Raw genomic sequence first — 11,996 nt, 5'->3', positions numbered from 1 at the left:
CCCCGGGGGGGGCCGGGGGGGGGGGGGGGGGGGGGGGGGGGGGGGGGGGGGGCCGGGGGGGGGGGGGGGTTTGGCGGGGGGGGGGGGGGGGGGGGGGGGGGGCGGGTTTCGGCGGGGCCGGGCGCGCGCCGGGGCGTCTCCTCGGACGCCGAACGTGACGAGGGGTCGGAGAGCTCGGCGGAAGTGCGTTCGGCGCCCTGCGGGGAGCGCCCCGACACCCACCCGACCCCGCCGAAACCGCCCGGGGTCGGAGGACCGAAGCCTGCGGGTGTTGCTTGTGGGTCAGGGTGGCCAGTGGGACCGGAGGGTCTTCACGGCCTCCGTGATGGCGGGGCGGCGGGCGGCGCCGGTGCGCCACAGGGCGTACAGGCGGCGTACGGGACCCGGTTCCAGCGGGACCGCCACCGCGCCCGGCGGGAGGGTTCCGGTGCCCAGGCGGGGTACGACGGCGACGCCGAGGCCGGCCGCGACCAGGGCGACGATGGTGTGGTTCTCCTCGGCCACGTGCGCGATGTCCGGTTCGAAGCCGGCCGTGCGCAGGGTGCGTACCAGCCAGTCGTGGCAGACCCGGCCGGGCGGCTGGCAGACCCAGCGCTCGCCGCCGAGGTCGCCGCGCTGGACGGCCCGGCGCGTGGTGAAGGGGTGGCCGGCCGGGACGACCAGGTCGCAGAGGTCGTCACCGATCACCGCCTGCTCGATCCCCTCGGGCGCGGGCAGCGGGGCGATGTCCCAGTCGTGGGCCACCGCCAGATCGGTGACGCCCCGCGCCACCAGGTCGACGGACAGGTGCGGGTCCACCTCCGTCAGGCGTACTTCGAGGGCGGGGTGGCGGACGGCCAGATCGGCCAGGACGCCCGGCAGCAGCCCGCGCGCCGCCGAGGCGAAGGCGGCCACCGTCAGCAGCCCGCTCGGCTGCCCGCGCCGCTCCTCCAGGGTGGTCTCGGCGTGTTCCACGATCGCCAGCAACTGCTGGGCCGTGTCGGCGAGATGGCGGGCCTCCTCGGTGAGCGCGACCCCGCGCCCGCGCCGCTCCAGCAGGGTGGTGCGGGTCTCCCGTTCCAGTTTGGAGATCTGCTGCGAGACCGCGGAGGGGGTGTAGCCGAGGGCGGCCGCCGCGCCCGCGACCGAGCCGTGGACGGAGACGGCGTGCAGGGCGCGCAGCCTGGCGAGATCGAGCATGTCCCTATCGTAAGCATTGCTTCATCGAGCACGGAAGGGATTCGCGCTGGTGCTACATGGTCGGGGCGCCGATGGTGGAGTCATGCGTCCCGTACACACCGCACTCGCCGTGCTCGTCGCCGCCGTGTGGGGTTTCAACTTCGTCGTCATCGAGATCGGGCTGGACCACTTCCCGCCGTTGTTGCTGTCCGCCCTGAGGTTCCTCGTCGCCGCCCTGCCCGCCGTGTTCTTCGTGGGGCGGCCCACGTCCGCCTGGAAGTGGATCGTCGGGGTCGGGCTCGCCCTCGGCGTCGCCAAGTTCGGCCTGCTCTTCACGGGCATGGACGCCGGGATGCCCGCCGGGCTGTCCTCGCTGGTGCTGCAGATCCAGGCCGTCTTCACCGCCGCCCTGGCCGCAGTGGTGCTGCGCGAACGGCCCGGCCGGGTGCGGGTGTTCGGCATGGCCGTGGCGTTCGCCGGGATCGCGGTCGCCGCGGTGGACGGCGGGACCTCCGGGCCGGTGCTCGGCTTCACGCTGGTCGTGGCGGCCGCCGCCTGCTGGGGCGTGTCCAACGTGCTGACCCGCAAGGCCGCGCCGCCCGACGCCCTCAACTTCATGGTGTGGGTGTGCACGGTCCCGGTGCTGCCGCTGCTCGCGCTGTCCCTGCTGTTCGAGGGGCCCGAGCGGGACCTGGCCGCGCTGCGGTCCCTGGACTGGTCCGGGGTGGCCGTCATCGGCTACGTCGCCTGGGTGTCCACCGTCTTCGGCTTCGCCGCCTGGAGTTACCTGCTGCGCCGCTATCCGGCTTCCGCGGTGGCACCGTTCTCGCTGCTGGTGCCGGTGTTCGGGATGTCCTCGGCGGCCCTGGTGCTGGGGGAGTCCGTATCGGGCCTGCGCTGGCTGGCGGCCGTGCTCCTGGTCGGCGGTGTCGCGCTCACCTCGCTGGCCCCCGCGCGCGCCTCGAACCGTACGGGGGTCGGTTCGGGCGTCAGCGCGGGGAGCCCCCCCGGAGGGGCAGCCGCCAGTCCTGCCCCGTCAGGCTCACTCCGTACGAGCGGTGCGGCCGCTCCGCGATCAGGGTGAACCCGGCCTTCAGGTAGAGGTCCCGGGCGTCGGTGAGCACGTCGTTGGTCCACAGCACCAGCTCGCGGTAGCCGACCGAGCGGGCGAAGGAGACGACGGTGTCGACCAGCAGGGTGCCGATGCCGCGCCCCCGGCCCTCCGGGTCGACCAGGAGCAGGCGGAGCCGGGCGGTGCCGGGGGCCCCGTCCTCGCGCACGCACATCACCGAGCCGACCGGGCGGCCGGCCAGCTCCGCGATCCACACCCGCTCCAGGTAGGGGTCGTGGTCCTGGGCGAAGTCCGCGACGATCCGGGCGACCAGCCCCTCGAAGTCGCTGTTCCAGCCGTACTCGGCGGCGTACAGCGCGCCGTGGCGCTGGACGATCCACCCCAGGTCCCCCGGCTCCGGATCCCGCAGCCGCACGCTCTCAGCCATGGCGCAACTCTAGAGCCGCGCACCCCCGAACGGGTTACTTCGCGCCGCCGCCGAGGATCCGGCCGAGGAGGTCGCCGAGGCCGCCGCCGTCCGCCGCGGACGGGGTGGCGCCGGGGGCCGCGCCCGCGGTGCCCGCTGTGCCCCCGGCCTTGCCGGCGGCCGCGCGCTTGGCCAGGACGGTCAGCAGGACCGGGATCAGCAGCTCGATGACCCGCGCGACGGTGGGGGCGGGGATGCCGGTCTTCTTCGCGACGGCGTCGGCCACGGGCTTGCTCATCCTGGCCAGCACGCCCGCCATCATCCCGCCGCCGAGCATGCCGCCCAGGCCGCCGCCGAGGGTGGCCACGCCCTGCAACGGCGGCTCGGCCACCTCCGCGAACGCCTGGCGCACCTGCGCGCCGTCGTCGTCATCGGCGCCGGCCTTCTGCCGGAGGTCGCCGGTCAGTGCGCCGACCGTCTCCGAGACGACCTCCCGGGCTCCGCCGGTGTCGGTCGCGAGGAGTCCGGCGATCTCGGTCAGCTTGTCGTCGCCGAGCTCGTGGAGCACGTCGTCCTGCAAGGAGGATTCGCTCATGCCGGAAACGCTACTTGTGGGGGGATTTGACGGCACCTTGAGTAGGCATCCGGTAACGGAAAAGTAAAGCTGTGGCTCCGGATGCAACCCTGCGGGGGTATCGCGGGTCGTATGGTGCGTCGGCACTTCCGGGGAGGGATCTGGGGGGATCGGGAAGTCCGACACGGGAGGGGTAACCGTGAGGGGGTCCGGCCGCGAGGCGGGACCCCCTTCGCGCTGTCCACAGGCCTGCCGCGTTGTCGGCGCGGCCCGGTAGCTTCGGGGCATGGCAACAGACGGGGCACGGGTGGTCGCGGTGCAACCGGCGGTGGTCGAGGGCGTGCTGGAGCGCATCACCTACGCCAACGAGGAGAGCGGGTACACGGTCGCCCGCGTCGACACCGGCCGCGGCAGCGGTGACCTGCTCACCGTCGTCGGCTCGCTGCTGGGCGCGCAGCCCGGCGAGTCGCTGCGCATGGAGGGCCGCTGGGGCTCCCACCCGCAGTACGGCCGGCAGTTCACCGTGGAGAACTACACGACCGTGCTGCCCGCGACCATCCAGGGCATCCGCCGGTATCTGGGGTCGGGCCTGATCAAAGGCATCGGCCCGAAGATCGCCGACCGGATCGTGGAGCACTTCGGCACGGACACCCTCGACGTCATCGAGGAGGAGCCGAAGCGGCTGATCGAGGTGCCCGGGCTCGGGCCCAAGCGGACGAAGCTGATCGGCGCCGCCTGGGAGGAGCAGAAGGCCATCAAGGAGGTCATGGTCTTCCTCCAGGGCGTCGGCGTCTCCACCTCCATCGCCGTCCGCATCTACAAGAAGTACGGGGACGCCTCCATCTCCGTGGTGCGGAACCAGCCCTACCGGCTGGCCGCCGACGTCTGGGGCATCGGGTTCCTCACCGCCGACCGGATCGCCCAGGCCGTCGGCATCCCGCACGACAGCCCCGAGCGGGTGAAGGCCGGCCTCCAGTACGCCCTGTCCCAGTCGACCGACCAGGGGCACTGCTTCCTGCCCGAGGACCGGCTCATCGCCGACGGGGTCAAGCTGCTCCAGGTGGACACCGGGCTGGTGATCGACTGCCTGGCCGAGCTCGCCGCCGATCCGGAAGGGGTCGTACGGGAGTCCGTACCGGATCCGCAGGGCGGGCCGGATCCGCTGACCGCCGTGTACCTGGTGCCCTTCCACCGGGCCGAGCTGTCGCTGGTGGGGCAGGTGCGCCGGCTCCTGAACGCCGAGGACGACCGGATGCCGGCCTTCCGGGACGTGGACTGGGACAAGGCCCTGGGCTGGCTCGCCGGGCGGACCGGGGCCACCCTCGCCCCCGAGCAGCGGGACGCGGTCAGGCTCGCCCTGACCCGCAAGGTCGCCGTCATGACCGGCGGCCCCGGCTGCGGAAAGTCCTTCACCGTGCGCTCGATCGTCGAGCTGGCCCGGGCCAAGAAGGCCAAGGTGGTGCTGGCCGCGCCCACCGGCCGGGCGGCGAAACGGCTGTCCGAGCTGACCGGGGCCGAGGCCTCCACGGTGCACCGGCTGCTGGAGCTCAAACCGGGCGGGGACGCGGCGTACGACCGGGAACGGCCGCTGGACGCGGACCTGGTGGTGGTCGACGAGGCCTCGATGCTGGACCTGCTGCTGGCCAACAAGCTGGTCAAGGCGGTGGCGCCGGGGGCGCACCTGCTGCTGGTCGGCGATGTGGACCAGTTGCCCTCGGTCGGCGCGGGGGAGGTGCTGCGGGACCTGCTGGCCGAGGGCGGCCCGGTGCCCGCCGTCCGCCTCACCCGGATCTTCCGGCAGGCCCAGCAGTCGGGGGTGGTCACCAACGCCCACCGGATCAACACCGGGCTGGCGCCCATCACGGACGGGCTCCCGGACTTCTTCCTCTTCGCGGAGGAGGACACCGAGGCGGCCGGGGTGCTCGCCGTGGACGTGGCGGCCCGGCGGATTCCGGCCAGGTTCGGGCTCGACCCGCGGCGGGACGTCCAGGTGCTCGCGCCGATGCACCGCGGCCCGGCCGGCGCCGGGAACCTCAACGGGCTGCTCCAGCAGGCGATGACACCGGCCCGGCCGAACCTGCCGGAGAAGCGGTTCGGCGGCCGGGTCTTCCGGGTGGGCGACAAGGTGACCCAGGTCCGCAACAACTACGAGAAGGGGGCGAACGGCGTCTTCAACGGCACGGTCGGCGTCGTCACCGGCCTCGACGTGGACGAGCAGCGCCTGACGGTGCGGACGGAGGAGGACGAGGAGATCGGGTACGAGTTCGCCGAGCTCGACGAGCTGGCCCACGCGTACGCGGTCACCATCCACCGTTCCCAGGGGAGTGAATATCCCGCGGTGGTGATCCCGGTCACCACCGGAGCTTGGATGATGCTCCAGCGCAACTTGCTCTACACGGCGGTGACCAGGGCGAAGAAACTGGTCGTCCTCGTCGGGTCCCGCAAGGCCCTCGGCCAGGCGGTGCGTACCGTTTCCGCAGGCAGGAGGTACACGGCGGTCGCGGCCAGGCTGTCCGGCCGGATACCGGTGGGAAACATCACCTAGATGATCGATCATTTGGGGTTCCACCACCGGTGCGGAGGGGGCAGGATGAGCAGCTTGACGGCACTCAGTGCCGTCCAAAGCACCAAAGGCCGACCCCGAGTGCACTCTCCTGCGCCAAATGGGGGAAGGTAGAGGCAGTCAGGGCACCTCGAAGAAGAGGCACTACGTCGGTGAGGGATGACGTGAGCGACAACTCTGTAGTACTCCGGTACGCGGACGGTGAATACACCTACCCGGTGGTCGAGAGCACCGTCGGTGACCAGGGCTTCGACATCTCGAAGCTGCGGGCCCAGACCGGGCTCGTCACCTTGGACAGTGGCTACGGCAACACCGCGGCCTACAAGTCCGCGATCACCTACCTCGACGGTGAGCAGGGCATCCTGCGTTACCGCGGCTACCCGATCGAGCAGCTGGCCGAGCGTTCGACCTTCATCGAGGTCGCGTACCTGCTGATCAACGGCGAGCTGCCGACCGTCGACCAGCTCGCGTCGTTCCGCAACGAGATCACCCAGCACACGCTGCTCCACGAGGACGTGAAGCGCTTCTACGACGGCTTCCCGCGGGACGCGCACCCGATGGCGATGCTGTCCTCCGTGGTCAGCGCGCTGTCGACGTTCTACCAGGACAGCCACAACCCGTTCGACGAGAAGCAGCGCCACCTCTCGACGATCCGGCTGCTGGCCAAGCTCCCGACGATCGCGGCCTACGCCTACAAGAAGTCGGTCGGCCACCCGGTGGTCTACCCGCGCAACGACCTCGGCTACGTCGAGAACTTCCTGCGCATGACCTTCTCCGTGCCGGCCCAGGAGTACGACCTGGACCCGGTCGTGGTCTCGGCGCTCGACAAGCTGCTGATCCTGCACGCGGACCACGAGCAGAACTGCTCGACCTCCACCGTGCGCCTGGTCGGCTCCTCGCAGGCGAACATGTTCGCCTCGATCTCCGCCGGCATCTCGGCCCTGTGGGGTCCGCTGCACGGTGGCGCCAACCAGTCCGTCCTCGAGATGCTGGAAGGCATCAAGAACGACGGCGGTGACGTCGACGCCTTCATCCGCAAGGTGAAGAACAAGGAAGACGGCGTCCGCCTCATGGGCTTCGGACACCGCGTCTACAAGAGCTTCGACCCCCGGGCGAAGATCATCAAGGCGGCGGCGCACGACGTCCTCTCGGCGCTCGGCAAGAGCGACGAGCTGCTGGACATCGCGCTCAAGCTGGAAGAGCACGCGCTGGCCGACGAGTACTTCGTCTCGCGCAACCTCTACCCGAACGTGGACTTCTACACCGGTCTGATCTACCGGGCCATGGGCTTCCCGACCGAGATGTTCACCGTGCTCTTCGCGCTCGGCCGGCTCCCCGGCTGGATCGCCCAGTGGCACGAGATGATCAAGGAGCCGGGTTCCCGCATCGGCCGCCCGCGCCAGATCTACACGGGCGAGGTCCTGCGCGACTTCGTGCCCGTCGAGTCCCGCTGAACCGAGGCTCGCTGACCCGAGGCTCGCTGATCGAGTCCCTCTGACCCGAGGCTCTCCCCCGCGCGGCGTGCGGCCGCGCGGGCAGCACCGCAGGTAACCCCCAGGCGTACGAAAAGCGCCCCGCCGTCGATCCCCCCACGGGTCGGCGGTCGGGGCGCTTTCCTTTTCCCCGAAACGGATTCCCCCCACGGGACCCGAGTCGGGGCGTCAGTGTGCCGGGACCCGTTCTGATCGGAAGGGCCGCTCAAAGCCTTCCGCGGCACGTGTCCCGGCCGGCTGATGCCACGGAAGTCCCCCAGGGCTTCCGTCAAACGTCCCCCAAGACGTTCTTGGCATCGCCCCATTAGACCTGTGACGACCCCGGATGGTTACGTTGCGGTCACTGTGATCTGCGTCTCCCGTGAAGGAACTGTGTGCGTGGTGGGGAGGAGGTCCACTAGCGGAAGGAGCGCAACCGGAGGCTGTTGGTCACCACGAAGACCGAGGAGAAGGCCATCGCGGCCCCCGCGATCATCGGGTTGAGCAGGCCCGCGGCGGCCAGCGGCAGCGCCGCCACGTTGTATCCGAAGGCCCAGAACAGGTTGCCCTTGATGACGGCCAGGGTCCGGCGGGAGAGCCGGATCGCGTCCGCCGCCACCCGCAGGTCGCCCCGTACGAGGGTCAGGTCCCCGGCCTCGATGGCCGCGTCGGTGCCGGTGCCCATGGCCAGCCCCAGGTCCGCCTGGGCCAGCGCCGCCGCGTCGTTGACCCCGTCGCCGACCATGGCGACCGTACGGCCCTGCGCCTGCAGGCGGCGTACGACGTCCACCTTGTCCTGCGGGAGCACCTCGGCGATCACCTCGTCGATGCCCACCTCGTGGGCCACCGTCTCGGCGACGGCCTTGTTGTCGCCGGTCAGCAGGACCGGGGTGAGGCCCAGCGCCCGCAGCCGGGCGACCGCCTCCGCACTGGTCTCCTTGACCGCGTCGGCCACGGTCAGCACCCCGCGCGCCGCCCCGTCCCAGGCCACCAGGACCGCGGAGGCGCCCTCGGCCTCGGCGGCCGCCTTGGCCGCGGCGAGCCCGGCCGGCAGTGCGATCGACCAGTCGGCGAGCAGCTGCTCGCGGCCGACCAGCACGGCGTGTCCGTCGACGACGCCCTGGACGCCGAGGCCGGCGAGGTTCTCGAAGCCCTCCGGGACCGGCAGGGCGCCGGCCCTCTCGGCCGCCGCGGTGGCGACGGCCCGGGCGATCGGGTGCTCCGAGGCGTGCTCCAGGGACCCGGCCAGCCGCAGGAGTTCGAGCTCGTCGACCCCCTCGGCGGGGTGGACGCCGCTGAGGGTCATCCGGCCGGTGGTGACGGTGCCGGTCTTGTCCAGGACGACGGTGTCCACGCGGCGGGTGGACTCCAGCACCTCGGGTCCCTTGATCAGGATGCCGAGCTGGGCGCCCCGCCCGGTGCCGACCATCAGCGCGGTCGGGGTGGCCAGGCCCAGGGCGCAGGGGCAGGCGATGATCAGGACGGCGACGGCGGCGGTGAAGGCGGCGGTGGCGTCGTCGGTGATCAGCAGCCAGCTGATCCAGGTGCCGAGCGCGAGGACCAGTACGACGGGCACGAAGACCCCGGAGATCCGGTCGGCGAGGCGCTGCACCTCGGCCTTGCCGTTCTGGGCCTCTTCCACCAGCCGGGCCATCCGCGCCAGTTGGGTGTCGGCGCCGACCCGGGTGGCCTCGACGACCAGCCGCCCGGAGGCGTTGACGGTGGCTCCGGTGACGGAGTCCCCGACGGACACCTCCACGGGGACGGACTCGCCGGTCAGCATGGAGGCGTCCACGGCGGAACCGCCCTCGACGACCGTGCCGTCGGTGGCGATCTTCTCGCCGGGGCGGACGACGAAGCGGTCGCCGACGGCGAGCGCGCTCACCGGGATGCGGACCTCGCGGCCGGCGCGCAGGACGGTGACGTCCTTGGCGCCGAGCTCCAGCAGGGCCTTGAGGGCCGCGCCCGCCTTCCGCTTGGAGCGGGCCTCCAGGTAGCGGCCGAGCAGGATGAAGGCGACGACGCCGGCGGCGACCTCCAGGTAGAGGGCGGAGGAGCCGTCCGTACGGGAGATCGTGAGGTCGAAGCCGTGCCGCATGCCCGGCATCCCGGCGTGGCCGAAGAACAGGGCCCACAGCGACCACGTGAAGGCGGCCAGCGTGCCGACCGAGACCAGGGTGTCCATGGTGGCGGCGCCGTGTCGGGCGTTGGTCCAGGCGGCCTTGTGGAAGGGGAGGCCGCCCCAGACGACGACGGGGGCGGCGAGGGTGAGGGAGAGCCACTGCCAGTTGTCGAACTGCAGGGCCGGGACCATCGACAGCAGCACGACGGGCAGGGCCAGCGCGGCGGAGACCAGCAGCCGCACGCGCAGCGCGGCCAGCACCGGGTCGGGTGCCTCGGCCTCGGGATGTCCCTGTACCGGCGCTTCCGTGGGGGCCGGGGCGGGCGGCGGGGGCTCCTCGGCGGTGTAGCCGGTCTTGACGACCGTCGCGATCAGGTCCGCGACCCGCACGTCACCGGTGTAGGAGACGTGGGCCTTCTCGGTGGCGTAGTTCACCGTGGCCTCGACGCCGTCCATCCGGTTGAGCTTCTTCTCGATGCGGGCCGCGCAGGAGGCGCAGGTCATCCCGCCGATCGCGAGTTCGACCGCCGTTATCGGTCCGTCGTGCACTGTGCTGCTCATGTTCCGGCTCCAGAGGGATGGCCGGGCCGTACGGGACCAGTATGAGCTGGCCGGCACGGCTCGGCGGGGTACCGCGGGTGCTGGGGTGGTGCGGACTGCCGCGGGTGCTGCCGAAGGAGGGCGTGGCTCAGACCCGTCCGGCGAACTCGTAGCCGGCCTCGTCCACGGCCGCGCGGACGTCCTCGTCGGCGAGCGGGGCGGCGGAGACCACGGTGACCTCGCCGGTCGCGGCGACGGCCTTGACCGTGCCGACGCCCTCGAGGGCGGAGATCTCGTTGGTCACCGCGCCCTCGCAGTGGCCGCAGGTCATGCCGGTCACCCGGTAGACGGTGGTGGTCTGGGTGTCCGTCTCGGCGCTCATGTCGTTCTCCTCTTCAGGGGTGCGTCCGGTCACCGGGAGGGTGGTCGATGGGTCCACCGTCCTCCCGACTCTTCGAGACTATACCCCTGGGGGGTATAAAGCGAGCCTCGACGCCCCCTGGGTCGGTCGAAGCCGGTGTCCGAGCCGGAGCAGGCGGCCGCCGGACCACCCGGCCAGGGGTCGGGGCGGGAGCCGGGGCGGGCCCGGGTGGCCCGCCCCGCACCGGGGAGGTGTCAGTCCTCCCGGCGCCCCCGGTTGCCGGGGCGGCGGGCCACCCAGTCCCGCACGGTGGCGGCGTACCAGTAGGGCTTGCCGCCCTCCACATGGTCGGGCGGGGGGAGCAGGCCGTGCTTGCGGTAGGAGCGCACGGTGTCGGGCTGGACCCGGATGTGAGCGGCGATCTCTTTGTACGACCACAGCTGTCGGTCGCTCATGCGGGACACCTCCTTGTCCACGCGGCAGGGTCGGCCGGGCGGCCGTCGGGGGAGCCGACGCGTGGACAGTGACGATCACTGACGATCAGTCGGGTTCTGCCCGGGGAACGACGTGGAGTGACGGCAGGGGAGGGGCTGTCGACCGTCTGTGACGGAAAACCCGCGTAATGCGGATATGCGTGACACACGGGTGACCCCTGTGACCAATGCGGCACAGGGGTCACCAGCGGGTCGGGGGTCGCTTGCGGGGCGGGATCAGCGGTACAGCGCCGGCCGTTCCACCAGCTCCACGAGGGTGCGTACGCCGCTGCGCGCGGCCGCGAGGCCCGCCTCGGAGACGGCCGCCGCCGCATAGCCGTCCCAGGCGTCCGGACCCGCCACCCGGCCGCGCGCGGCCGCGGCCACCCAGCGCCGCAGCTGCCGGTCGTAGGCGTCGGCGAAGCGCACCGTGAAGTCCTGGACGATCTCGCCGCCCCACCGGCCCGCCGACTGGACCACCATGGCGTGGCCGTCGCCGATCCGGGCGCTGCCCGCCTCGCCGACCGCCTCGCACTGCACCTGGTAGCCGAAACCGCAGTTGACGAAGATCTCCACGTCGACGACGGCCCCGCCGGAGGTCTCCAGCAGCACCATCCGGGGATCCCGCAGCCCCTCGGGGGCGGCCGCCGTGGGCCGGGGGGAGAGCACGGTCACCGCCGTGATCTCCTGCCCCAGCAGCCAGCGCGCCGCGTCCACCTCGTGCACCACCGAATCGCTGATGAGCATGTCGCTGGTGAAGAAGGACGGCGAGGAGGCGTTGCGGTGTCGGCAGTGCAGGAAGAGGGGGCGCCCGATCCCGCCCGCGTCCAGCAGCTCCTTCAGCCGCTCGTACTCCGGGTCGAACCGCCGCATGAAGCCCACCTGCACCAGGCGCCGGCCCAGCCGCCGTTCGGCCTCCATCACGCGCAGCGCCCCTGCCGGGTCCGGGGTCAGCGGCTTCTCGCAGAGCACCGGAAGCTCCCGCTCCAGGGCGTGCAGGATCGCTTCCTCGTGGGCGGGACCCGGGGAGGCGATCAGTACGGCCTCCACCCCCGGCGCGGCTATCGCGGCCGCCGGATCGGTGTGCGCGCTCACCCCGTCCAGGGCGCCCGCGACCTCCTTGACCCGGTCACCGTCCGGATCGGCCACGGCCGCCACCCGGGCCCCGCCCACGGTCCGCCCGATCCGGCGCACGTGGTCGGCGCCCATCTTCCCGGTGCCGATGACGGCGATGCCGAGCGTGCTGGTCATGTGG

General features: G+C 72.2%; 9 protein-coding genes and 1 pseudogene. 3 read left to right on the top strand and 7 right to left on the bottom strand.

Features of this window, described 5'->3' with window-relative positions; translation table 11 throughout:
• Positions 1 to 282 precede the first annotated feature (282 nt).
• Positions 283 to 1,179 carry a LysR family transcriptional regulator gene (locus ACFYP3_RS17985; protein WP_388833026.1) on the bottom strand — a complete coding sequence of 299 codons (897 nt, stop codon included), beginning with the start codon at positions 1,177 to 1,179 and terminating at the stop codon, positions 283 to 285.
• Between the two features lie 82 nt (positions 1,180 to 1,261).
• Here ACFYP3_RS17985 and ACFYP3_RS17980 point away from each other — a divergent pair, with 82 nt between their 5' ends.
• On the top strand, positions 1,262 to 2,242 hold the full coding sequence (locus ACFYP3_RS17980; protein ID WP_388833023.1) for an EamA family transporter: 981 nt from the start codon (positions 1,262 to 1,264) through the stop codon (positions 2,240 to 2,242).
• Here ACFYP3_RS17980 and ACFYP3_RS17975 read toward each other — a convergent pair.
• Positions 2,148 to 2,651: pseudogene (locus ACFYP3_RS17975) on the bottom strand (GNAT family N-acetyltransferase); the annotation flags it as partial. The gene ACFYP3_RS17980 and the pseudogene ACFYP3_RS17975 overlap by 95 nt on opposite strands.
• A gap of 40 nt (positions 2,652 to 2,691) precedes the next feature.
• A complete protein-coding gene (locus ACFYP3_RS17970; RefSeq protein ID WP_388833020.1) occupies positions 2,692 to 3,231 on the bottom strand; it encodes a DUF937 domain-containing protein in 540 nt (179 codons plus the stop codon).
• Positions 3,232 to 3,496: 265 nt separating this feature from the next.
• Here ACFYP3_RS17970 and ACFYP3_RS17965 point away from each other — a divergent pair, with 265 nt between their 5' ends.
• Entirely contained in the window at positions 3,497 to 5,755 is a 2,259-nt protein-coding gene (locus ACFYP3_RS17965) for an ATP-dependent RecD-like DNA helicase (RefSeq protein ID WP_388833017.1), read from the top strand.
• Between the two features lie 182 nt (positions 5,756 to 5,937).
• Positions 5,938 to 7,227: a citrate synthase gene (locus ACFYP3_RS17960; RefSeq protein WP_030710677.1), complete on the top strand. Its 1,290-nt coding sequence runs from the start codon at positions 5,938 to 5,940 to the stop codon at positions 7,225 to 7,227.
• 436 nt (positions 7,228 to 7,663) lie between these two features.
• Here the strand turns inward: ACFYP3_RS17960 and ACFYP3_RS17955 are convergent, their stop codons facing one another.
• The 4 genes from ACFYP3_RS17955 to ACFYP3_RS17940 form a co-directional block, all read right to left on the bottom strand.
• Complete coding sequence (locus ACFYP3_RS17955; RefSeq protein WP_388833014.1) at positions 7,664 to 9,928, bottom strand: heavy metal translocating P-type ATPase; 2,265 nt, start codon at positions 9,926 to 9,928, stop codon at positions 7,664 to 7,666.
• Positions 9,929 to 10,055: 127 nt separating this feature from the next.
• Positions 10,056 to 10,289, bottom strand: coding sequence for a heavy-metal-associated domain-containing protein (locus tag ACFYP3_RS17950; RefSeq protein WP_388833011.1), 234 nt, complete (start codon positions 10,287 to 10,289; stop codon positions 10,056 to 10,058).
• 233 nt (positions 10,290 to 10,522) lie between these two features.
• The gene (locus ACFYP3_RS17945) at positions 10,523 to 10,723 is read right to left on the bottom strand and encodes a helix-turn-helix transcriptional regulator (RefSeq protein WP_388833009.1); all 201 of its coding nucleotides are present in this window, start codon (positions 10,721 to 10,723) and stop codon (positions 10,523 to 10,525) included.
• A gap of 255 nt (positions 10,724 to 10,978) precedes the next feature.
• Positions 10,979 to 11,992, bottom strand: coding sequence for a Gfo/Idh/MocA family protein (locus tag ACFYP3_RS17940; RefSeq protein ID WP_388833006.1), 1,014 nt, complete (start codon positions 11,990 to 11,992; stop codon positions 10,979 to 10,981).
• Positions 11,993 to 11,996: the final 4 nt, after the last annotated feature.

The sequence above is a fragment of the Streptomyces sp. NPDC005533 genome (genome assembly GCF_042871845.1).
Classification (GTDB): domain Bacteria; phylum Actinomycetota; class Actinomycetes; order Streptomycetales; family Streptomycetaceae; genus Streptomyces.
The sequence above is the reverse complement of the archived record's forward strand: the minus strand, read 5'-3'. Positions and strand labels throughout refer to the sequence as shown.

Coding starts and splice junctions, on each gene's coding strand:
- ACFYP3_RS17970 (WP_388833020.1), bottom strand. CDS start 3,231: ATGAGCGAATCCTCCTTGCAGGACGACGTGCTCCACGAGCTCGGCGAC.
- ACFYP3_RS17985 (WP_388833026.1), bottom strand. CDS start 1,179: ATGCTCGATCTCGCCAGGCTGCGCGCCCTGCACGCCGTCTCCGTCCAC.
- ACFYP3_RS17965 (WP_388833017.1), top strand. CDS start 3,497: ATGGCAACAGACGGGGCACGGGTGGTCGCGGTGCAACCGGCGGTGGTC.
- ACFYP3_RS17945 (WP_388833009.1), bottom strand. CDS start 10,723: ATGAGCGACCGACAGCTGTGGTCGTACAAAGAGATCGCCGCTCACATC.
- ACFYP3_RS17980 (WP_388833023.1), top strand. CDS start 1,262: ATGCGTCCCGTACACACCGCACTCGCCGTGCTCGTCGCCGCCGTGTGG.
- ACFYP3_RS17940 (WP_388833006.1), bottom strand. CDS start 11,992: ATGACCAGCACGCTCGGCATCGCCGTCATCGGCACCGGGAAGATGGGC.
- ACFYP3_RS17955 (WP_388833014.1), bottom strand. CDS start 9,928: ATGAGCAGCACAGTGCACGACGGACCGATAACGGCGGTCGAACTCGCG.
- ACFYP3_RS17950 (WP_388833011.1), bottom strand. CDS start 10,289: ATGAGCGCCGAGACGGACACCCAGACCACCACCGTCTACCGGGTGACC.